The sequence below is a fragment of the Acinetobacter sp. YK3 genome, from assembly GCF_001729365.1.
GTDB classification, from domain to species: domain Bacteria; phylum Pseudomonadota; class Gammaproteobacteria; order Pseudomonadales; family Moraxellaceae; genus Acinetobacter; species Acinetobacter vivianii.
In genome coordinates, this window is sequence record NZ_LZPJ01000128.1 from 1 (window position 1) to 21,611 (window position 21,611).

At 41.3% G+C, this 21,611-nt stretch carries 20 protein-coding genes; 9 read left to right on the plus strand and 11 right to left on the minus strand.

The window, feature by feature from the left end; translation table 11 throughout:
- Nucleotides 1-292: 292 nt before the first annotated feature.
- Complete coding sequence (efp, locus tag A9Z07_RS15340) at nt 293-862, minus strand: elongation factor P (protein WP_004652839.1); 570 nt, start codon at nt 860-862, stop codon at nt 293-295.
- A gap of 89 nt (nt 863-951) precedes the next feature.
- Here efp and epmB point away from each other — a divergent pair, with 89 nt between their 5' ends.
- Genes epmB through A9Z07_RS15355 form a run of 3 tightly spaced genes read left to right on the plus strand, consistent with a single transcriptional unit; the run spans nt 952 to nt 5,808 of the window.
- Nucleotides 952-1,968 (plus strand): EF-P beta-lysylation protein EpmB, encoded by a 1,017-nt coding sequence (gene epmB, locus A9Z07_RS15345; protein WP_004770455.1) that lies wholly within the window; start codon nt 952-954, stop codon nt 1,966-1,968.
- 13 nt (nt 1,969-1,981) lie between these two features.
- Complete coding sequence (locus tag A9Z07_RS15350; RefSeq protein WP_069579758.1) at nt 1,982-3,736, plus strand: GTPase; 1,755 nt, start codon at nt 1,982-1,984, stop codon at nt 3,734-3,736.
- On the plus strand, nt 3,718-5,808 hold the full coding sequence (locus tag A9Z07_RS15355; protein WP_069579749.1) for an EAL domain-containing protein: 2,091 nt from the start codon (nt 3,718-3,720) through the stop codon (nt 5,806-5,808). The genes A9Z07_RS15350 and A9Z07_RS15355 overlap by 19 nt, the downstream gene beginning before the upstream one ends.
- 99 nt (nt 5,809-5,907) lie before the next feature.
- On the opposite strand, the gene rpmE is transcribed toward A9Z07_RS15355, so the two are convergent.
- The 4 genes from rpmE to A9Z07_RS15375 all read right to left on the minus strand — a co-directional run bounded on the left by rpmE (nt 5,908) and on the right by A9Z07_RS15375 (nt 10,015).
- Nucleotides 5,908-6,132, minus strand: coding sequence for a 50S ribosomal protein L31 (gene rpmE, locus A9Z07_RS15360; protein ID WP_004770458.1), 225 nt, complete (start codon nt 6,130-6,132; stop codon nt 5,908-5,910).
- A 199-nt stretch (nt 6,133-6,331) separates the two neighbouring features.
- Nucleotides 6,332-7,306: a bile acid:sodium symporter family protein gene (locus A9Z07_RS15365; protein ID WP_171068038.1), complete on the minus strand. Its 975-nt coding sequence runs from the start codon at nt 7,304-7,306 to the stop codon at nt 6,332-6,334.
- A 133-nt stretch (nt 7,307-7,439) separates the two neighbouring features.
- Nucleotides 7,440-7,841 carry a lactoylglutathione lyase gene (gene gloA, locus A9Z07_RS15370; RefSeq protein WP_004770462.1) on the minus strand — a complete coding sequence of 134 codons (402 nt, stop codon included), beginning with the start codon at nt 7,839-7,841 and terminating at the stop codon, nt 7,440-7,442.
- Between the two features lie 2 nt (nt 7,842-7,843).
- Nucleotides 7,844-10,015, minus strand: coding sequence for an AmpG family muropeptide MFS transporter (locus tag A9Z07_RS15375; protein ID WP_069579750.1), 2,172 nt, complete (start codon nt 10,013-10,015; stop codon nt 7,844-7,846).
- A 184-nt stretch (nt 10,016-10,199) separates the two neighbouring features.
- Between A9Z07_RS15375 and A9Z07_RS15380 the strand changes: the two genes are divergently transcribed.
- Complete coding sequence (locus tag A9Z07_RS15380) at nt 10,200-12,836, plus strand: Lon protease family protein (RefSeq protein ID WP_069579751.1); 2,637 nt, start codon at nt 10,200-10,202, stop codon at nt 12,834-12,836.
- A 38-nt stretch (nt 12,837-12,874) separates the two neighbouring features.
- Here the strand turns inward: A9Z07_RS15380 and A9Z07_RS15385 are convergent, their stop codons facing one another.
- The 3 genes from A9Z07_RS15385 to surE form a co-directional block, all read right to left on the minus strand.
- Nucleotides 12,875-13,804: a LysR family transcriptional regulator gene (locus tag A9Z07_RS15385; protein WP_004770466.1), complete on the minus strand. Its 930-nt coding sequence runs from the start codon at nt 13,802-13,804 to the stop codon at nt 12,875-12,877.
- Between the two features lie 136 nt (nt 13,805-13,940).
- Nucleotides 13,941-14,771: a peptidoglycan DD-metalloendopeptidase family protein gene (locus tag A9Z07_RS15390; protein WP_069579752.1), complete on the minus strand. Its 831-nt coding sequence runs from the start codon at nt 14,769-14,771 to the stop codon at nt 13,941-13,943.
- Nucleotides 14,772-14,880: 109 nt separating this feature from the next.
- Entirely contained in the window at nt 14,881-15,651 is a 771-nt protein-coding gene (gene surE, locus A9Z07_RS15395; protein WP_004770469.1) for a 5'/3'-nucleotidase SurE, read from the minus strand.
- A gap of 102 nt (nt 15,652-15,753) precedes the next feature.
- On the opposite strand from surE, the gene A9Z07_RS15400 reads away from it, so the two are divergent.
- Nucleotides 15,754-16,128, plus strand: coding sequence for an MCR_0457 family protein (locus tag A9Z07_RS15400; protein ID WP_004770470.1), 375 nt, complete (start codon nt 15,754-15,756; stop codon nt 16,126-16,128).
- Nucleotides 16,129-16,228: 100 nt separating this feature from the next.
- On the opposite strand, the gene A9Z07_RS15405 is transcribed toward A9Z07_RS15400, so the two are convergent.
- The gene (locus A9Z07_RS15405) at nt 16,229-16,588 is read right to left on the minus strand and encodes a glyoxalase/bleomycin resistance/dioxygenase family protein (protein ID WP_069579753.1); all 360 of its coding nucleotides are present in this window, start codon (nt 16,586-16,588) and stop codon (nt 16,229-16,231) included.
- Between the two features lie 327 nt (nt 16,589-16,915).
- Here A9Z07_RS15405 and A9Z07_RS15410 point away from each other — a divergent pair, with 327 nt between their 5' ends.
- The 3 genes from A9Z07_RS15410 to A9Z07_RS15420 all read left to right on the plus strand — a co-directional run bounded on the left by A9Z07_RS15410 (nt 16,916) and on the right by A9Z07_RS15420 (nt 19,230).
- Nucleotides 16,916-17,320, plus strand: coding sequence for an MCR_0457 family protein (locus tag A9Z07_RS15410; RefSeq protein WP_004770474.1), 405 nt, complete (start codon nt 16,916-16,918; stop codon nt 17,318-17,320).
- A 127-nt stretch (nt 17,321-17,447) separates the two neighbouring features.
- Nucleotides 17,448-18,596, plus strand: coding sequence for a D-alanyl-D-alanine carboxypeptidase PBP5/6 (gene dacC / locus A9Z07_RS15415; RefSeq protein ID WP_069579754.1), 1,149 nt, complete (start codon nt 17,448-17,450; stop codon nt 18,594-18,596).
- Between the two features lie 91 nt (nt 18,597-18,687).
- The gene (locus A9Z07_RS15420) at nt 18,688-19,230 is read left to right on the plus strand and encodes a gamma carbonic anhydrase family protein (protein WP_069579755.1); all 543 of its coding nucleotides are present in this window, start codon (nt 18,688-18,690) and stop codon (nt 19,228-19,230) included.
- Nucleotides 19,231-19,306: 76 nt separating this feature from the next.
- Here the strand turns inward: A9Z07_RS15420 and A9Z07_RS17725 are convergent, their stop codons facing one another.
- Together A9Z07_RS17725 and fmdA are read right to left on the minus strand one after the other, a co-directional pair.
- Nucleotides 19,307-19,603, minus strand: a complete 297-nt coding sequence (locus tag A9Z07_RS17725) for an FmdB family zinc ribbon protein (RefSeq protein ID WP_081402750.1) — start codon at nt 19,601-19,603, stop codon at nt 19,307-19,309.
- 43 nt (nt 19,604-19,646) lie between these two features.
- On the minus strand, nt 19,647-20,822 hold the full coding sequence (gene fmdA, locus A9Z07_RS15425) for a formamidase (protein ID WP_047428791.1): 1,176 nt from the start codon (nt 20,820-20,822) through the stop codon (nt 19,647-19,649).
- A 300-nt stretch (nt 20,823-21,122) separates the two neighbouring features.
- Between fmdA and A9Z07_RS15430 the strand changes: the two genes are divergently transcribed.
- Nucleotides 21,123-21,611 carry an NUDIX hydrolase gene (locus A9Z07_RS15430; protein WP_069579756.1) on the plus strand — a complete coding sequence of 163 codons (489 nt, stop codon included), beginning with the start codon at nt 21,123-21,125 and terminating at the stop codon, nt 21,609-21,611.

The following is a 21,611-nucleotide window of genomic DNA, read 5'->3' on the forward strand; positions in this document are numbered from 1 at the left end:
CTAACCGCCAATATCCCAAATGAAATTGCCCCAACAATGGCAACCAAACTCCAAAGGAGTTTTGAGGAAAGTGCTGACTTCGCTTGTGTTGTCTCCATTCAAAACCTCTCAAATACATAACGCGTGGTTATTTAGCTTTCCCTTTCTATATTTTCTGTAGAAGAAATATCTTTGTAAGTTTACATTCTAGCTTCAATAATTTATCTAATACTTTGGCATAAAAAAAGGGATGATTGTTCATCATCCCCTTCGATAATTGTATATCTTGCGTAGCTCAGCTACGCCTTCACAATTATGCACGCTCTAGGTAGTCACCAGTACGGGTATCTACACGAACGCTTTCTTCTTGCTGTACGAATAATGGAACACGTACCACAGCACCTGTTTCAAGTTTCGCAGGCTTACCGCCACCGCCAGAAGTATCACCACGTACACCCGGATCAGTTTCAACGATTTTGAGTACAACGAAGTTCGGTGGGCTTACAGTTAAAGGTACGCCATTGAACAACATAATCGTACATTTTTCATTTGAATCGTCTTTTAACCATTTCGCAGCATCACCCATTGCTGTTTTATCAGCAGCGATTTGCTCAAAAGATACAGGATCCATGAAGTTCCACATTTCACCATCGTTGTAGAGGTAGTCCATTTCAACTTCTACAATATCAGCTGCTTCTAAAGAGTCACCTGATTTGAATGTTTTTTCTAATACTTTACCAGAGCGAAGGTTACGTAATTTCACACGGTTAAATGCTTGACCCTTACCTGGTTTTACATATTCATTTTCCATGATTGAACATGGGTTGCCATCAAGCATAACCTTAAGGCCTGCTTTAAAATCATTTGTAGAATAATAGGCCATGAAAGGCGCACTCCAAACTTAAAACTCAAATCTATTAATGCTAGACTACACGCACAGGTGTGACACTAACACTATTTTTAACGTATGGCATGATAAACTATTTACATCAAGAGCAAAACTGGCAATCACAACTCAGTGACCTAATTACTGATCCCTTAGAGCTGTTAAATCTGCTTGAGTTATCTACCGATCAGCTATTATCAGGGGCAATCCTCGCCTCTGAAAAGTTTAAATTGCGCGTCCCGCGTGCATTCGTCGGAAAAATGAGCATTGGCGATCCACTCGATCCCCTGTTACTTCAAGTCTTGCCCCATCATCTGGAACTGGAAGAACATCCCGAGTTCGTGACCGATCCTCTAGGTGAAGAAGCTGCCAATCAAATGGCGGGAGTTCTGCATAAATACCAGTCGCGTTTTTTACTCACCTTGACTGGTGCCTGTGCAATTCACTGTCGTTATTGTTTCCGTCGACATTTTCCTTATCAGGAAAACCTGCCTAAAAATGACGACTGGATCAATATCAAAGCCTATATTGAACAAAATCCACAGATCAATGAAGTGATTTTAAGTGGTGGCGATCCACTGACTTTAAGTAACCGAAAACTTGCTTTGTGGCTAGAACGTCTAGCATCTCTCCCTCAGATCAAGATATTGAGAATTCATTCACGCGTTCCGATTGTGATCCCGAACCGTATTGATGAAGAGCTGATTTCTATATTAAAAAACAGTAGGCTACGCATTGTAGTAGTGGTACACTCAAATCACGCAGCTGAACTCGATGATTTCACCTGCTCAAAGTTATTACAGTTATCACTCCACCATATTACCGTGCTCAATCAGGCGGTTTTACTGAAAGGTGTGAATGATTCTGCAGAAACTTTAAATGCATTGAGTTTCCGTTTATTTGAAGCACGAGTAATGCCCTATTACCTTCATGTTTTGGATAAAGTCAAAGGTGCTCAGCATTTTGATTTAAGATCTTCAGAGATAGATCATATATACACTGATGTATTAGCAAGTTTACCAGGCTATCTGGTACCAAAACTTGTCAGGGAAATTGCGGGCGAAAAAAATAAAACACCGCTTTTTGGGGTTCAAACGTTCTGAGATTGATAACACAATGATGAATAATGCTTTTTCGGATATTTTTCAAATTCCAACTGTCTTGAGACGAGACAAACTCAGCTTTTGCGATACCAATTCGAAAAGTCTAAATGAATGGATTTCCAATTTATCCATCATGCAGTTGGGTGATACCTCTAAAGCATTATTTGCAGCCTTACTTGAACTGAGCGAACTTGAGTGCCCTGAAACTTTACGTTTTGATTTGGTTCAGGTGCTACACCCAACCATTGAAAATGTTTTGGGAAGTCTGGAAAAGAACTTTTTCAATCAGGGCGTGATCAGTTCAGATCGTAATGAACATATTATTGAACTAGCCATGTTACTACGCTGTTATTTTGCAGCGATTTATATCAATATTGTCCGCCGTAGTAACGATCAGCTCGATCAACAGAAATTCTCTATCTTTGCGCTAAACCAAAAGAAAAATCTGCAAACGGCACGTACCCTCGCAACCTTTCAGTCCTTGCAACAACTGACGCAACTGCTCTATCAACAACATATGTTGTATAGCGAACCTGTGGCTGGACAATGGCTGATTGCGCATCAACTCTATGATGCTGCAGTGACACATAAATATCAGCATACCAATCTGGATCAGGTACAAGGCAAACCGAATGCATTAAGCAACATCTCACAAGCCTATGCCCAATTGATTTTGATGGATATTTTTAATACCAATCAAATTCGCCAATCCGAAATTCAAGCGTTATTCCAGTGTAGTTTTGACTGGGCAAAAATGGTTCAGATCCTGACCAAAGAAACAGACCTGACCAAATATGTAGTCGACACCACCAAAGACCACCCACCCATTTATAATAAAAAACAAAGCTCTGGCTTTAATCCAAATATTTTTATTAGTACGCATAGCTTACTGGATCACGTCACAGCAACCCTGCATAAAAATGCAGAGTATGTTTCCAAGAATGAGAAGATCTATTTAACCCCTGCATTAAAATTCCATGTGCAAACCATTCTTGGCACGACGGCAGAACGTCGGCATGAGCGTTATGAATATTCGGCTCAATTGCATATCTGCTTTGGCTTACTTACTGCTCACTTTTACCTATCTAAAGCCAAGAATTTTGCAGAAACACTGCTGTTAGATCACAGCTATGGTCTACAAAATGAATCAAAATTTATGTCTGCTTGGGATAAGAAAGGCTCAACGGACAATCAGGAATCGGCCATTCAACGTTTAAGCCGTGAAAGTAAAGCCGTTTACCAAGCTGATATCCTAGATATTAGTGTGAACGGTTATCGTATTAAATGGTCTGGGGAGGCACCAAAGAACTTAAGAACAGGTGAATATATTTTAGTTAAAGAAACATCGCATGGGCATTGGCGTGGCGGTGTGATTCGTTGGCTCAAACAATCGACCGAGAAAAGCCTGGAACTCGGCTTAGAAGTGCTGGCACAGGAGATCTTCCCTTGTGCGGTACGTGTTCAGGCAGATCGCCACATCAGCAATTATCATCCTACACTTTTATTAAAAAACCAGAATTTGGATGAAACCAAAACAACTTTAATTTTACCAGGTTCACAAATTTTTCGAGAACACCAAGCTGTTCATTTAAGATTGGGGAAAGAGGAAGTAAAAGTGTACTTATTAAACGCACAATTAATAACCCAAAGTTTTGTTCAATTTGATTTTGAACTGCTGAATGATGAGGAACAACCGATTCTTCAGCGATATATGGCACAAAAGAATATGGACACCATTGATCAAGATTTATGGGAAGCTTTAAAGTGAGAAATTCTTTACTCTCTAAAAAATTAAAACGCACTGAAACACGTTTATTGATTATTGATGACAACCAGCTTCGTTATAATCAGATTTCAGCTTTATTTACGGCTCAAGATCATCAAATCAAAGCAACCTTGCTCGATGATCTTAAAACCTTCGAGAAACAGCTTAATTTACCTTGGGATATCGTTATTTTTGGTCGAGCCTATGACTTAAAAATCGAACAGACCCTCTCCCTGATTCAAGCCTCATCGCAACCAAGTTTGCCAGTTCTGTTACTCGAACCTGAGGACTATAAAACCGATCAATATCAGGCTTATATCCATAAAGGCATTTATGATATCTTGAATCTAAAATCCCCAGAAAAATTCTATATCAGTATTATTCGTGCGCTTTCTTACAGTCGCTTAGTACAGGCAGAACATCGCTTGCTCAATGAGCTGGAAGCTGCACAAACGCAAGCGCAATCACTGGTTGCAGAAAGTCATAAAGCGGTTGCCATTTTGCAGGAAGGTATTCACATGAATGTGAATGCTGAATATGCAAATCTATTTGGTTTTGCCAATCCAGAAGAATTAGTTGGCTTGCCGATTCTGGATGTATTGCAGCCAGAAGACTTAAGCCAGTTTAAACTGCGCTTTAAAAAGATTTCTCAAGGACAATTTGAACAAGGCCGTTTTGAACTTCGCACACAAAATGCGACAGTTAAGCAAAATCCCCTTCATCTTGAATTCTTACCTTCAGGCAATGAAGATGAAATCCAGCTCAATATTGAATGTGGCACTTCATCTCAAGCGGCAGCAACGCCTTCAACAGCCGTACCTGTTGAGAAAGCGTCGAGTCTAACCAGCGCTTTACAACATATTAACCGTCAGTTGACCAATCATCCTGCAAATGCCAATGCGCTGGTTTTATTCAGCTTAAGCAATTGCCCAAGTGAGGTTTTTCAAACCGATTGGCGTGGGACTCGTGCGTATTTTGCCAATATCCCTCACTTCATTAAAGAACAAGTGAATGTACCTGTGTGTCAGGTTGAACATGGTTTGTATGTCTCATTATTTCAAGCGGAATCAAAGAGCGTACTCAATTCGCTTCTGATTGGTTTGAATAGCTTACAAAAACCGCAACTGGTGGTGACCGATCATTACACCTTCCCGCTGCATTTAAAATTAGGCTATTGTGAAATTACCCAACCAATTGCAGATGAAGTTCGTTTTGAACAGGTTTTAACCAAGGCTTTCTTGGTTCCTCTACCTGTGTTTAATAGCCCGAAAATTGATGCAGATATTGGCCTGACCACAGAACATATTCCTGTTGCTGTACAGTTAACACTGCTACAAGAACTGAAAAAGAAACTTGATGCTGGCGATATCCATCTGAAATATCAGCAGCTCTATGACAAGCAGGATCAGCACACACATACTTATGAAGTATCTGGCGGGTTTATCTATAATAATCAGTGGCAGGATTTAAGTGATCTTGGCGACTTGAAAGATGATCCTGAGCTCTCTATTCAACTCGATCGCTGGATTCTTGTTGAAGCCTGCAAGCAGTTACACAACTTTATTACCCAATATCCAAAAGCGAAATTGATTGTAAATCTCAATCATCACGTCTTGTTGAATGATAAAAAGCTGCCAGAACTGGTGGCGAAGCTGTTAACCATTATTGGCAGTAAACAAGCTCATCCTTTAATTTTGCAGTTCTCTGAACAATCACTACAACAAAACCTGTCACAAGCACAACCGCAAATCGCTTTATTGCGTCAGCACGGCGCCGAAATTTCAATCCGCGGTTTTGGCGATTCCCTCTACAGCGATTCGATGTTGCAGCAAATCGATGTTCAGTATCTGAGCTTGCATAGCAAACTCACCCAAATGCTGAGCGCTGAAAAAGACATGGCGACACTACAAGAGAAGATTTTGCACTTTATCGGGCAAAAACCTGTCGAAATCTTTTTAACCGAACTCAATGATATGAACCTGTTTGCCAATGCATGGAATGTTGAAGCGCGCTTTTTGCAAGGTAACTATTTCCAGAAAAAACTGGATCGTCTTACTGACGTACAGGATCAATAACGCCTTCTTAGGATTGAGGAACTGCTGCGAGTGTTCCTCAATCCAATAATCCACAGGCATAAAAAAACGGGCATATAGCCCGTTTTTTCTTTCTTGATATTAACGTTTGATAGAACGTGACATACCAGAGAAACGTTGTTTGAATTTGTCGATACGGCCGCCTGTATCCACATTCTTTTGTTTACCAGTATAGAATGGGTGGCAAGCTGAACATACGTCAAGGTAAATTGTTTCTTTACCAAGCGCAGATTTAGTTTCGATAACGTTACCACATGAACAAGTAGCAACTAATGTTTCGTATTTAGGGTGAATATCGGCGCGCATGGTCGATGCTCCTATTTAGTAAGAAAGGCTTAAGCTGTTATCGCAATTGATCACTCTCAACATGAGGAAAGCAAAGTGTTCTCACACTTGCAGATCAACACCACAACAGACCATTTCTTTTGACTCACCGAGACTCTAACGGTCAGAGCAAAGCCAACAAGTGGCGAGCATTATACGCCAATAAATTAAATTTTGCGAACTATTCTTGATTCGATTTTGACCAATGATTCGCAATAATGCCACAGACCATGAGCTGGATTTGATGAAAAATCATAATCGGCAGCACAATCATTCCCAAAGGCTGTCCAATAAACAGGATCTGCGCCATCGGGACACCACTCGCCAAGGTTTTCTTGGAGCCACAAAAGAAAATCGTAACCTGATCCGCTCGTGTAAAGCCTAACCATTTTGGCACATATAAAGCCAGCAACATCACGATGGTTAACAGTACCGAACATGCCAAGATTAAATAGAACAATGTCAGGCCATTCACCTGTTGCCATAGACCTGCAATCACGGCGCTACTAAACGCACCATAGACTACCATCAGAATCGATCCCTGATCGAAAGCCTTGACCAGACTTGGCATTTTAACCATATAAGGAAAAATATAAGGACGTAGCAACTGACCTAATACAAAAGGTACCAGTAGCAACAAAGTAATTTGCAGAATCGATTCGGTCGGATCAAAACCATGCTGACTTTGGCCTAAAATAAAATAGCTGACCAAAATCGGGGTAATCATCATGCCGACAATATTAGAGAAAGACGCACTACACACTGCCCCAGCCACATTGCCTTTGGCCATAGAGGTAAATGCAATTGACGACTGCACTGTTGATGGCAAGAAGCACATGAACAGGAAGCCCCAATAGAGTTGCTGGCCTAATAATGGCTCTAACACAGGCTTTGCCAATAACCCAATTGCTGGAAAAACCAAGAAAGTAAAAGCAAACACTAAAGCATGCATTTTCCAGTGCAGCATGCCTTCAACCACAGCTTCACGTGAAAGTTTTGCCCCGTGCAAGAAAAAAAGTACGGCAATTGCAACAGTCGTAAGAATATTAAAATAATGTGCAACCTGACCTGAAACTGGAAAAAAAGTTGCCAGTATCACCATCACAACCAATAAAATTGTAAAGCGGTCCAATGCCAATAATTTCAACATAACTATCCCTATCCACGCTAATAATGAAAAAGCCCAATATGGCGAATAATTCAACCATTTGATCAAATTACTCATCATACTGGGCTATTTAAATAAAGCTAGCGTTTTAGGCCAAAAATCTTGAACTTTAAAGCCAAGATTAGTTGTTATAGGCATCCTGATCTTGTTGAATCAATTCGACTTTATAGCCGTCTGGATCTTCTACAAAAGCAATAACCGTCACACCACCTTTCATTGGGCCAGCTTCACGTACGACTTTACCGCCACGAGCCTTGATTTCTTCACATGCTTTATAAGCATCGTCTACACCAATCGCAATGTGACCATAAGCATTGCCCAAGTCATAGCTAGAAGTATCCCAGTTATGCGTGAGCTCAAGTACGGTATTGTCTTTTTCATCACCGTAACCCACAAATGCTAACGTAAAACGTCCTTCTTCATAGTCACGTTGGCGTAGCAATTTCATACCAAGTACCTCAGTGTAGAACTTTAAAGACTGTTCTAAATTACCTACTCGTAGCATCGTATGTAACATGCGCATAGTTATTCACCTTTCTGCTGTGTTGTCTGGTTTTCATGATCACGTAAAAGTTTCGCGACCCAAACCACAAGAACTAAAATTGGGATACCAATTAAAGTCGTCATTAAAAAGAAATTCGGATAGCCAATATTGCTGACAATTGTTCCCGAATACCCACCCAACAATTTAGGCGTGAGCGTCATGAGAGAACTGAAAATCGCATATTGAACAGCTGTAAATGATACGCTGGTTAAACTAGATAAGAAGGCGATAAATGCCGCACCTGCCAAACCAGAGGCTAAATTATCGATAATAATCGCTAAATACAACCACAAAGAACTATAGCTCTTAATCACCTTACCTGAGAGTTCAACAGTTCCAGCCTGACCCGGATCAATCACCGCCACAGGCTGAATATCAATATCTAGCGCCTCGGTATGTGAAGCAGTATCGATACGGTATTGTCGTGTTGCCAGTAATTCATGACCAGCATTATTTTTCTGATTCGCCAAAGCAGTAATGGTTTTGCTGCTAGATGCTTGCAACAGTTTGCCGTCTACCGCACCCGTAAATAAACCATTGGAATCAACTTTCGCGACAAATTCCTGACCATCGAGTTTTAAAACAACAGGACGTTCAGCATTTAAATCTTCAGCTTTGATTCCTGCCAACTGCCCTTTAATTACCAAACTTTGTTTTAACTCTTTTGGCGTTAACTGGTCGTCATTACTAATCGGCAATAACTGAATTTGTGGCTGTTGCGAAGTAATTAAATAAGGAACTGCAAGTTGAATGTTTGAATCAGCTTGATTCTGATACTGGGTACTCACCTGAACTGAATTCGCTTTCGCTAAGACCTCATTCGGTACTTGCAACTTCCAATAGCCCACCTCATCAGTGTGTACCTGATAGCGTTGCTCACCCACCTGAACGTGTACCTGATCCAGTGGTTGACCAGATTTCACCAGACCAATGAAAATCAAATTGGTTGAACTTGCCAGCACCGCACCCACAAACATCAGTTTCATAATGTTCATACGTTGCGCCAGCAAACCACCTAAGAAACCACCAATCAGGCTAAATAGAACGCCATAGATCTTCACGGCTTCCGCAATCTGTTCTTTACTAAAGTTTAGATCCTGATAGAACACATTGGAAATGACCCCTGCAATGATGTCCGAGATACGGAAAAAACCGATGAGCAATAACAGCACCAATGCAAGCTTGACACCATAACGCTTAAAGAAGTCCAGAATAGGCGCAACCCAGGTTTCTTTCGCCATTTGCTGATTCACAACACCGATTTTGACCAGTCCAAAACCAATCAATAGCGCTGCTGCTGTAGCGGTTAAAAAGCGTAGTGCTTCCAGACCAAATAATGCGGCTGTATCTTTAATATCTGCTGATTTAGAAATTGCCTCTGTTACATTGCCCGAATAGATATAACTCACCACGAATGTAGCGACTGCAACAAAAAATACAAAGACTAGGCGATAGTAATCAGTGGTTTTGTAGTGCTTATGAATACGATTGACCTGTGGCTCACGCACACATAGCGTGGTGATAATACCGACGACCATGACTGCAGCCATAGTTAAATAAGTATATTTCCAAGCCTCGTAAATATAGTTCCCTTTTGCAGTTCCGAGATAAGCAGCCAAGAACAAAGCACCAGCACCTGCAACAATCATCCCGATACGGTAACCAGCATTGTAAGTTGACGCTAACACGGTCTGCATTTCAGTTTCAGCGAGCTCAATACGATAAGCATCAATCACGATGTCTTGCGTTGCCGCCGAGAAACCCAGTAACACAGCGCCCACAGCCATCTGGATCAAATAGCTCTGTCCAAGTGCTGGATCAGAAAATGCCATGATACAAATCGCACAGATAATCAAACTTTGTGCAATCAGCAACCAGGCACGACGGCGACCCAAGCTTTTGGTTAGAAATGGAACTGGCAACTCATCAATCAGTGGTGCCCAGACAAATTTAAAAGAATATCCCAATGCAGCCCAACTGAAAAAGGTGACTGCACTCTTCTCAATGCCCGCCTCACCTAGCCATAAAGACAAGCTAGAAAAAATCAATAAAATCGGTATCCCCGCAGAGAAACCAAGAAATAACATAATCAGGGCACGGCGATCTAAAAATGCTTTAAATGCCGAAGCCCACCCAGTGGCTTGCGTTGTCATTGGTTATTATTTTCCAATAATCTATAAATGTGCTTATTCAATCGTTTCTTGCTCTTGCTTGCAAGTTGCTTTATGCAATCATTCTTTTGTTTTGTCGATAAAAAACACAAGTTCGCTTGATCTTTAGGTCCAAAACTGTATACCTTTAATTACTCAACTTACGTTTATTTGTTGGATAGCAACAGTGACCCAAAAACTTGATCAAATGACTGCAACAACTTTATCTTTAACACCAACAAACACGATTACAGCGAAGATCAATTCATTTCCAAGCGCTTTTGAGCAGACGGACATACAACCAACACTGATTAAAACAGCACTACGTGCAGACCAACTCACGCATACTCCAGATTTAGCGGAAATACCAAGTTCAACCAAACGAATCAAGCCGCTCAATAATTTCTTAGGACAAGATCGCGCACGCGCTTCGGTTGAGGCGGGTATTGCCCTGCCTTATTCTGGCTATAATATTTTTGCTGTGGGGACAGCTGGACTGGGTAAGCGCACCATGATCAAGCGTTTACTGCAACAACACGCCAAAACCATGCCAACCCCAGATGACTGGGTATATCTCAATAATTTTAAAAATCCGCGTCAACCGATTGCTTTACGCTTTCCAGCAGGACAAGGCGTTAAATTCCAGAATGCCTTACAGCAAACATGGCAAATTATTCTTAAACAATTAGAACGCCGTTTTAGCGCCGAAAGTTATCACAACCGCATTGAACGTATTCGTCAGGCCACAGGCGATGTCCAACAGCAGGCACTGGTCGAACTCACCAAAGAAGGTGAAGAACTCGATTTAAAACTGATTTCACGTAATGACAAACATGTCTTTATTCCAATGCAACTCAAAGATAATGAATATCATGAGTTGACGCAAAGTGACCTGAATACGCTCAATAGCAAAGAGCGTGCTGAAATCACCTCAAATATTCGCTATATGGAGAAGAAACTTGAGCGCCTCGGATTACATCTCGGTGATCTGGAAGATGATGCACGCGATCAGGTTTCAAGTCTAAATCGAGATATCGCAACGCAAGTGGTCACGCCTCGGGTAGAATCGATTTTAAATAAAAATAAAGACGTCAAAGGTCTGGATTTATATTTAAAACATTATGCAGAAGACATTATTGACAATGTTGAGCTCATTCTTGAACAAGAAGAGGATGACTTTACCCCAGCTTTATTCAACCGTGTTCCATCACGCTACCAAGCCAATGTCATTGTCTCGAATAAACCGAACAGCGGTGCGCCAGTCATTTTTGAAGACTTCCCGACACACTACAACTTGTTAGGCCATGTTGAGCAACTGACCCATAACGGCACCATTACCACTGATTTCACCTTGATTCGCCCTGGTTCATTACATCAGGCTAATGGTGGCTTTTTAATGCTGGAAGCGGAGCAACTGCTTGAGCAACCTTATGCATGGCAGGGTTTAAAACGCGCATTAAAATCTGGCCAGCTTAAACTGTCTTCACTAGAGCACATGCTAACCCTAACAGGTAGCATTTCGATAGAACCTGCTTCAGTTCCCCTTGATATTAAAGTAGTTTTATTGGCAGAACCTGAAATTTATTATGAAATTTTAGAGGTTGAGCCAGAGCTCGGTAGTGTTTTTAAAATTCGCGCTGACTTTACAGATACATTACAACGTAATGACAGTAATGAGCAGGCATATATGCAGCTGATTGCGGATTATGTACAAGCCGACAAGCTATTGCCTTTTGATCGCTCGGCACTTGCAGCGTTACTGACGGATTCAAGTCGTCAGGCTGAAGACCAAAGCTCACTCTCTTTGCATGCCTCTACGTTAGGTGACTTAATTCGCGAAGCACACCACCATGCATTTAAAGCTGGCGACAAGATTGTGACCGATGAGCATGTCAATCAGGCATTGCATCACCGCCAATATCGCTTAGGCTATTTACGTGAACTCTACTGGCAGGATCTGTCTCGTGGGACACAATTGATTGAAACCTCTGGACATCGTCTAGGACAAATCAATGCCCTCTCGGTGATTCATTATGCTGATGTCGAGTTTGGTTTGCCTTCTCGTCTCACAGCCTCTGTTTATCAAGGTGGCGGTGATATTCTGGATATTGAGCGCAGTGTCGAACTGGGCGGCTCTCTGCATGCCAAAGGTGTGTTGTTGATGTCGAGCTTCCTGAAAGCACACTTTGGTCGCGAACAAATCCTGCACTTCTCTGCCGCATTAGCCTTTGAACAAAGCTATGGTCAGGTCGATGGTGATAGTGCGACAGTTGCAGAATTGTCTGCACTGATCTCCGCAATCTGCCAGATCCCGATTGATCAATCTTGGGCAATCACAGGTTCGATGAACCAGTTGGGTCAGGTTCAGCCGATTGGTGGAGTCAATGCCAAAATTGAAGGCTTCTATGATGCCTGCAAATTGCAAGGTCTAACTGGCAAACAAGGTGTGATTATTCCGCGTCAAAACATGCAACACTTGATGCTACGTCAAGATGTCAGCGAAGCGGTTAAAGCGGGACTGTTCCATGTTCACGCAATTGACACCATTGACCAAGCTTTAGAAATTTTGATGGCGCGCCCAGTCGGCACGCTGGATAAAAAAGGTCGCTACAGCAAAAACTCGATTTATGCTGCAGTGATGGAACAACTTGAGTACTGGCAAGCGATCGAAGACGGCGAAGCGGTTGAAGAGGACGAACCAAAGAAAAAGAAAAAGCGTAAAAAAGCCAAGAAAGATGAGGTGGAAGCAAAAGCCAAAGCGAGTGAAGAAAACACCGCTGAAGCGAAAACGCTAAAATCGATAAGTAAAAAGAAAATTAAATAAAGAAAAAGGCCATGTTCTTCGGAACATGGCCTTTTTACTTAGGCGACACCCTGCAAGGAGCGTCCACCGGGTAACTGGGCAAAATATTGCTTCAAGGCATCAATACAACGATGAACCTTCATTGGGTATTGTTCACGCTTCGAGGTTAAAGCATGCAAGGTATAAGCTGGTAGTTGCCAATCGGGTAGAACCTCAACCAAAGACCCATTGATCAGCTCTTTTTGAATATCCATATAGAGAATACGCGCCAAACCATGTCCTTGTTGGCATAACGCCTTGGCAACGAATACATTATTGGTCCCTAAACGAGTTTTCATATCCACATTGACTACATCCCCACTAATACCGTGGCGGAACGTAAAATGCTGATAGTTTTGCATTAAGGTAATTGGAAGCAGCTCATGATGACGTAAGTCTTCAGGACGAGTAATCGGTTGTGCTTGATTCAGATAACTTGGAGATGCAACCAGAACCTGATCTACACGTGCCAATGGCACAGCAGACAATTGCTGATCTTCCATCTTCAAACTCATTCGAATCGCAATATCAATACGCTCTTCGATCAGGTCAATATAACGATGGTCTGCTTCAAAATGAATCGCCAGTCCTTTATGCGCCGACATCCAGTGAGACAATGCAGGAATGACGTGTAATGCACCCAATTCAGGTGTGGTGGCAATACGCAGATCCCCAACCAGATCATCACGTAATTCATTAATGCGGATTTTGCCCCGTTCAGCCGCAGCCAGCATTTCCTGACAACTGAGGAAAAATGCCTGTCCAGCTTCTGTAAGACTGAGTTTTCGGGTTGAACGATGAAGTAGGGTCACATCCATTTCTTGTTCTAAAGAACGGATTTGTTGGCTAACCGCACTGGTTGTAATTCCGAGCTCCCTTGCTGCACCACTAAAAGAACTTTTTTCTACAACGCAAGCAAAGACCCCCATTGCACGCAATTGATCTAGCATAGACTTCCCTCTCAACTTAATTTATTAATATGCTTATTGTTCTAATGAAAGCAATCAAATTAAGTATACAAGGAAGTCTATTTTTAGACTAGGGGGATTATTAATAAATTATTGAAAGTTTATTAATAATCTTTAGTTAATTTGGTAAAACTGTGCTTGGGTTCACAGGTTTACCATCTAGGCGAACTTGGAATTCCAACATGACTTGCGATGCTCCAGAAGACCCCATTTCTGCAATTTTCTGTCCAGCTGTCACATTATCGCCACTTTTCACCAGCATTTTGCTGTTGTGTGCATAAGCTGTGATATAGCCATCAATATGTTTCACCAACACCAGATTGCCATATTCTTTTAGGCCGTCAGCCGCATAGACCACCTGCCCATTTGCAGCAGCAAAAATTGGATCGCCAACATTACCGCCATAGCGTGTACCTTTTACATTACTCGCCAGATTGAAGGTTTGAATCACAGCACCATTCGATGGTTTAACCCAGCGCAGACTTGATGCGACAGTCGAAGATGACGGATTCACTGGAACCGCTGGCACGACAGGACGAGGTACAACCGGTTGTGGTTTTGGCGCTACAGGTTGCTGAGTTGGTAAATTAATACTTTGACGCTGGATTGGAGCTGTTTGCGCCATCGCTTGCGTTGATGTAGTGCGCTGAGCAACTGAACCTTTTAAACGCAATGATTGATTGACATAAATACGATAAGGCGGTGCGATATCATTCAGTGCAGCAACATTAAGATAGTTCAAACCATAACGATTTGCGATGCCGCTTAAGGTATCACCTGAACGCACCGTGTAATAGTTTGGTGCTGGCATCGTATGACGTGCTCCACCATTGACTTGCGGTTTTGATGCACACCCTGTCATAACTGCCACTGTCGCAACCGCCATAGACAAAACGATTGTTTTAATCATTTTCTGTGATAGAAAAACCGAGACATGGTTTAAGTGCATCTTCGCCCTCATCGAAAAAACCTCAATTTATTTGCGCTAAGAGTATCAAAAAAGTGAGAAAAAACGAGTTCTCACTTTCTTTATTCACAAAGTTATAACATTCACACCATTATCCATTTACATGAGCATGTAAATTTTCCAGCACCGTGTAGTTGGTTGCATCCATCTGGATTGGAGTAATACTGACATAACCATTTGACACAGCAAAGAAGTCTGACTGAATAAAATCCGAGACAGGCTGCGGATCTGTCACCGCTTCACCAGCCAATCCAATCCAGTACACCTGACGTCCACGTGGGTCAACATGGCTGCTGATCGGTTTCGATTGTGCCCTGCGCCCTTGATAAGTTACTTGAGCACCCTGAATCTGCTCAACATCTGGAATATTAATATTAAAAATATGGCGCGGCGGTAAAATTGGTAAACCTTTGGCAATAAAGTCATGTACCCATTGTGCTGCTTTTGCATAATGTTCTGGATGCTCGTATGCACGCACATTCGCACCCGCCAAAGATACTGCAATCGCAGGGTGTTTCATTAAACGCCCTTCAAAAGCTGCACCAACAGTCCCTGAATATAAAACATCATCGCCCAAATTTGCTCCACTATTGATTCCGCTGACCACCAGATCAAATTCAAAATCAAATAAGCCATTCATGGACAAATAAACACAATCTGCTGGTGTGCCATTTACCGCCCAGACATCTTCAGATATTTGAACAGGACGTAAAGGACGATCCAGCGTTAATGCACTTGAATAACCACTACGTTCACTTTCAGGCGCAACCACAACCACACGACCTAAAGGTTTTAATGCTTGAGCCAAAGCCTGTAGGCCAGGTGCGAACACACCGTCATCGTTTGCTATCAAAATATTCACTAAAATCAATTCTCTTCAATGTTACTAAGCAGTTTTTTCAATTGAATTATTCTTTGAATTATATATATTTATGGCTTCTTAGTATTAAAAATTTACGCAGCCATGAGACATTTATCTAATTTTCTTAAAGTTTTTGGGGTGAGTTTCACGCTTTTTACAGCACCTGCTGTATTTGCAGATGAAGCGGTTTCAGTTAAAGAAGCAGATGCACTGATTAAAGATGATATTGCCAATGCGCAAGTACTGATTGAGATGTGTCCAGCTCTGATTGGTAAAAATGCCAAATTTGATCAAAACATCAAAAAAATGGTCGGAACTTATTTAAGTAACTATTCTGACAAATCAGCTTCGCTTGAGAGTTTGCAAAAAGATGCTGAATTTAAAAGTTTATTGAAGGATGCCCATGAAGCGGCAACTGAAGTCGACAAGGCTGAGCAAAAAGCTGTGTGTGAAGAAGTATTGAATTTCGAAGGTTAATCACGCTTTGGAATATCAGTGTGGTTTTAAATCTAGCTTGTTTAAAACCACACCTTCTCCATTTCATCATCAACATCATATCCTTATATTGCTACAGCCATTACCACGCATCTGGCTCACGAACCATATGAATAATATTTGCAGGGCTGGTAATCCATCCACCCTTAAAACCTTCAGGCAAAGGCTCAATCGCATCACAACGCACAACACCCGCTTCATTTAGATATTGAGCTGCCTCATTAAAATCATCCGTAAATAGTTCAAGCCAAAGTTCTGCCTGACTCATCTCTGGCACGGCGGCGATCCACAGTTTGACTGGCCCGAATTCAAAACCAATATCAGGTTCTTTTTCTGTAATCTGTTTAAGACCAATCACATCCCGATAAAATGCAACTGTCGCTTCAAATTGGTGAGGTGGAAGTTTTAGTGCGATATCAACACCACCATTAAATCTATTCATTCTTTTACTCCTTATATTAATCTCTTCTTTTCTCTATCAATTCCTTCTCATCATTTTTAATTTTCCACCTCACCTTTTAATGGCTATTTTTTAATCTTGTTTAAGTCTATACAGGATGTCAAGTGAACTCATGCCATCCTCCACGACAGCTAAAGCAAGATGAATACGGCAGGAGAAAATCGCTTAAATCTATTGAAGAATTTTCAATTCTGAAAATTTAAACCCACACTTTCTCCACGTTTCCTACAGCAAACATACAATTTTTTACCTGCGTCTATGCTATAAGTTATTCAAATTCTTTAAGTCTTGTTCTGAGTTTGATTTCTTATGAAGAAAAATGTTTTTAAAACACTAGGTTTATCATTTCTCATCGCTTCTAGCGCTTTAGCTCCTACAGCATTTGCGGCAGATAAAAAATCTACGGATGCAGAAAAGATTGAAGTGACTCCAACTTCTGATAGCGTAACCAAGCAAGAGCTTGCAGCGATCTATGTTCTCTCTGAAATTTGCCCAAGCCTGATTGGCAAAGATTTAAAATTTAACAAAGCCTATGACAATCTGGTTAAAGCTTATTTAAATAATGACCCGAAAGCTGTTGAAACTTTAAATAAACGTGTAAAAGGTCAAGATTTTAAAGAGGCTTTAAAAGAAGCACGTAGTGATGCAAAAGCAGCATCTGACAGTGATAATCGTCAAATTTGCGATGATGTCCGTAATTATTATTCCAAATAAGATGAACAATTAAGGTTCAGGTTACAATACTGTATGAAAAAGCCGATTTCCCCCGTAGAAGTCGGCTTTGCTTTATCCTAAAATGCTAGGCTCGTCTGCTTCATACAAGATATTGGAACCACCTAGAATGACACACAAAAGCGCTCTTGCTGCATTATTACTTTTGCCAAGCTTTTCATATGCAGCAACTGTCCTATCCGCTCCACCAGAATTAAATAATAAATCCTACGTATTAATGGATTACGAGACTGGACAGATTCTCGCTGCCAAAAACGAAAATGAAAAACTTGCACCTGCTTCAATGACAAAAATGATGACAAGCTACATCATTGAGCAGAAACTTTTAAAGGGTGAATTGACTGAAAACGAACAGGTACGCATGAACGAATCTGCGTGGTGTCGTGGTAGCAGCTCTGAATCATGTATGTATGTTCCATTAAATGGCACTGCAACCGTTTTAGAAATGTTACGTGGGATTATCATCCAGTCAGGTAATGATGCTTCTAAAGCAATGGCTGAACATATCGCGGGCAATGAAGGTACCTTTGCTCATATGATGAATCAGGAAGCAAAGCGTGTTGGTATGGTGAATACTCACTTTATCAACTCAACAGGTATGCCAGCTGAAGGTCATTATTCAACAGCTAAAGATATGGCAATCCTTGCACAGCACATCATTAAAGACAGCTCTAAATACTATCCAATCTATTCAGAAAAAGAATTTGCTTTTAATGGCATCAAGCAAGGTAACCGCAATGCCCTGCTTTATACCGATCCAAGCGTTGATGGCTTAAAAACAGGTCACACCAATGAAGCGGGTTTCTGCTTAACCACTTCAAGTAAACGTGGCCCAATGCGTTTAATTTCCGTGATCTTCGGAACACCAAGCATGAATGAACGTGCCAATCAAACACGTACACTTTTGGCTTGGGGTTTTTCAAACTTTGAAACAGCCAATGTTCAACCAGCAAACCAAGTTCTTGCCAAAGCAAAAGTATGGTTTGGTAAACAAGACGATGTTCAAATTGGTTTAGCAGAAAACTTCAATGTGACCATGCCTAAAGGCCAAGCAGACAAAATCAAAACTCAGCTTGTGGTTCAGCCTAAACTCAATGCACCTTTAGCAAAAGGTCAAGTTGTAGGTAAACTGGTTGCAAGCCTTGATGGTAAAGTGATTGCTGAAAAACCTCTGGTTGCATTAAAACATGTTGAAGAAGCTGGTTTCTTCGCACGTATGTTTGACCATATCAAAATGTTCTTTAGCAACTTGTTCTAAATTTTAGAAGCGTTAGATTAAGCATTCATGCTCTTGGGTATGAATGCTTTTTTATTTTATAATTCCCCTAAATTTTCAAGCGAACGCTGCTATGCCAAAGAACATTCGTCCTTATCTCGACCAAAAACCTGATGTTGATTCTAGCTGTTATATCGATGAGATGTCGGTTGTTGTGGGTGATGTTAAACTCGCTGAAAATGTTTCGGTCTGGCCTTTTGCTGTGATTCGCGGTGACGTGAACTCAATTCAGATTGGTAAAAACAGTAATGTACAAGATCATTGTATGTTGCATGTCAGCCATAAAAACCAGTCTAAACCGAATGGTTCGCCATTGGTGATTGGTGAAGATGTAACGGTTGGACATCATGTGACTTTGCATGGTTGTACCATTGGCAATCGTGTCTTGATTGGTATCAATACCGTTGTTTTAGATGACGTGATCATTGAAGATGATGTAATGATTGGTGCTGGTAGTCTTGTTCCTCCACGTAAAGTGTTAAAAAGCGGTTATTTGTATGTCGGTAGTCCAGTACAACAAGTGCGTGCACTGACTGAAAAAGAAATGGAATTTTTACCTTATTCAGCACGTCATTATGTGAAAGTGAAGGATAATTATTTAGATCAAGAGAATTAGTCTTAAAAAATCAGCATTTAACAGGGTGTTAAATGCTGATTACATATGAGTCTTAAACACTAAGAATAGTGAAATATCAAACCTCACATAAAGAACAATTCACACCTCGGCAGTTATGCAACACCGACGTCCGAGCACTTTTTTTTCTTGTTCCAGGCCCCTCAACCAACGGCCCCGCAAGTTGCTCTGCACTTGATGATGGTCGCCATTTATTTTTGACTGAGATCTTTTGATGTCCCGTAATCATGGGCTTTAACAACATGGATTGCTGGCAGTATGGGCAAGATGTGTTATCCCTTGCAATACTGACCATTGGGACATTCTGCTCGAAAATCCCTTCACAATGTTCACATCTAAAATCATACAGTGGCATCTTTAAATCCTTCATTAGCGATCAATCTTGCATTCATGCAAGACTAACGATGTCCCCAAAACTTATTCTCGTTTAAGGCGCCCTGCGGTAAAATATTCTTCTCAAAAATAGAAGTTGGTAGCGAAATTGTGCAGGCGCAATTTGGAATATCCACAATGCCACCAATACGCCCTTCAACAGGTGCAGCGGTCAGCAGCATATAGGCTTGAGACCCCGTAAACCCAAAATTCTCAAGGTACTTAATCGCCTTTAAACAGGCCTGACGATAGGCAACCGTGGCATCCAGATAATGATTTACCCCATTTTCAACGCTAATCCCTTCAAAGGTTAACCACTGATCGTAGTTAGGTCTGACATTACTTGGAACAAAGATCGGTGAATCAATATTATATTTTTCCATTCCACCTTTAATCAAATCAAAACCAACACGGGTTACCCCATCCATTTCAATCGCTCCACAGAAGCCGATTTCACCATCGCCCTGTGAAAAATGTAAATCGCCCATTGAGAAGCCAGCACCTTTTTGGTACACAGGAAAATAAATACGGCTACCCGCAGCAAGATCTTTAATGTCGGTATTACCACCATGCTCACGCGGTGGCACTGTACGGGCAGCTTCAATGGCCATACGATCAAATTCTGCTCCTGTCACTCCTCTCAGCACCGCAGTTCTTGGATCGGGTGGGTTGGCTTGCCCCTTAGGCACCAATAACGCTTCTCGACGATTCCATTCCTTTAAAAGTTCATGCGAAGGAAGCGTTCCCATCAATCCAGGATGTTTTAAACCTGCGATACGTACACCGGGAATATGACGCGAGGTTGCAAACAATCCTTTTAAATCCCAAATCGCTTTATCTGCTTCAGGAAAATAATCAGCTAAAAACCCACCGCCATTTTCCTTGGCAAAGACCCCAGAAAAGCCAACCGAAGATATGGGTTGTATATCCAGTAGATCGATCACCAATAAATCCCCTGGCTCAGCCCCTTCAACATAAAAGGGGCCTGTCAATGGATGTGCTCGGGTGAGATCCACATTTTTCACATCGGAGACATCATCAGTATCTTTGATTTGAGCATCTAAGAAGTCCAGACTTTCAATCAGAATTTCTTCACCTGGTTTCACTGAGGTTAAAAATGGAATATCTGGATGCCAGCGATTATGGCCAATCTCTGCTTGTTCTGCTAAAGCGACGCCAGGTTTAATTTTAATATGTTGCATATGACTTCAACTCCGTGTGATGTATATGAATCTAATTAATTATCTGTTCTACTTCTAAATCATTGAAAGGCCATAGCAAACTTGACTTTTCTTGGTGGAGATTATTATTTTTACCTTGCGGTCAAAAAACACACTAGCACATTCTGTTTTTTTGAAGCAATTCCTTTTCAATTCTCAACACATCAAATACACACGGATAGCTGCAAATATTTTTCTTTCACTTTAGCGAATTAGCCTTCCTATGTAGCCAAAAACAGTCAAATTTTGTAGAATACATTTTTTAAAACCATGGTGCTTTCTATGACCGCTTGGACACCTCATGTCACAGTCGCCACTGTAGTCGAAAAAGACGGACGTTTTCTGTTTGTTGAAGAACACAGCGAAGGCTTTGTACATACCGTGTTTAATCAACCTGCTGGTCATGTAGAATGTGGTGAAACCATTATTCAGGCAGCGATTCGTGAGACTCTGGAAGAAACAGGTCATCATGTTGAAATCGACCATCTGCTTGGGATCTATACCTACACTCCTCCAATGTTCCCCGATCGTACCTATTATCGTTTTTGCTTTTTGGCGCATGTCACATCAATTGAAGAAAATGCGCAGCTGGATACAGGTATCGTGGGTGCTGTGTGGATGAATCTGGATGAACTACAAGAATCTGCACGAGCGCGTAGTCCATTGGTTTTAAAAGCTATTGAAGATGCCCTTGCTGGCAAAAAATATCCTTTATCGCTTATTTATGAGCACCCTTTCTCTCCCTCATTAACTTCTCATTTGGATGCTTAA

Excerpts from the sequence above, each read along its gene's own strand:
- A9Z07_RS15390 (WP_069579752.1), bottom strand. The coding sequence starts at position 14,771 with ATGCACTTAAACCATGTCTCGGTTTTTCTATCACAGAAAATGATTAAA.
- epmB (WP_004770455.1), top strand. The coding sequence starts at position 952 with ATGATAAACTATTTACATCAAGAGCAAAACTGGCAATCACAACTCAGT.
- A9Z07_RS15355 (WP_069579749.1), top strand. The coding sequence starts at position 3,718 with ATGGGAAGCTTTAAAGTGAGAAATTCTTTACTCTCTAAAAAATTAAAA.
- efp (WP_004652839.1), bottom strand. The coding sequence starts at position 862 with ATGGCCTATTATTCTACAAATGATTTTAAAGCAGGCCTTAAGGTTATG.
- A9Z07_RS15385 (WP_004770466.1), bottom strand. The coding sequence starts at position 13,804 with ATGCTAGATCAATTGCGTGCAATGGGGGTCTTTGCTTGCGTTGTAGAA.
- dacC (WP_069579754.1), top strand. The coding sequence starts at position 17,448 with ATGACACACAAAAGCGCTCTTGCTGCATTATTACTTTTGCCAAGCTTT.
- fmdA (WP_047428791.1), bottom strand. The coding sequence starts at position 20,822 with ATGCAACATATTAAAATTAAACCTGGCGTCGCTTTAGCAGAACAAGCA.
- A9Z07_RS15400 (WP_004770470.1), top strand. The coding sequence starts at position 15,754 with ATGAGACATTTATCTAATTTTCTTAAAGTTTTTGGGGTGAGTTTCACG.
- A9Z07_RS15410 (WP_004770474.1), top strand. The coding sequence starts at position 16,916 with ATGAAGAAAAATGTTTTTAAAACACTAGGTTTATCATTTCTCATCGCT.
- A9Z07_RS17725 (WP_081402750.1), bottom strand. The coding sequence starts at position 19,603 with ATGCCACTGTATGATTTTAGATGTGAACATTGTGAAGGGATTTTCGAG.
- rpmE (WP_004770458.1), bottom strand. The coding sequence starts at position 6,132 with ATGCGCGCCGATATTCACCCTAAATACGAAACATTAGTTGCTACTTGT.
- A9Z07_RS15420 (WP_069579755.1), top strand. The coding sequence starts at position 18,688 with ATGCCAAAGAACATTCGTCCTTATCTCGACCAAAAACCTGATGTTGAT.
- A9Z07_RS15405 (WP_069579753.1), bottom strand. The coding sequence starts at position 16,588 with ATGAATAGATTTAATGGTGGTGTTGATATCGCACTAAAACTTCCACCT.
- A9Z07_RS15430 (WP_069579756.1), top strand. The coding sequence starts at position 21,123 with ATGACCGCTTGGACACCTCATGTCACAGTCGCCACTGTAGTCGAAAAA.
- A9Z07_RS15350 (WP_069579758.1), top strand. The coding sequence starts at position 1,982 with ATGATGAATAATGCTTTTTCGGATATTTTTCAAATTCCAACTGTCTTG.
- A9Z07_RS15375 (WP_069579750.1), bottom strand. The coding sequence starts at position 10,015 with ATGACAACGCAAGCCACTGGGTGGGCTTCGGCATTTAAAGCATTTTTA.
- gloA (WP_004770462.1), bottom strand. The coding sequence starts at position 7,841 with ATGCGCATGTTACATACGATGCTACGAGTAGGTAATTTAGAACAGTCT.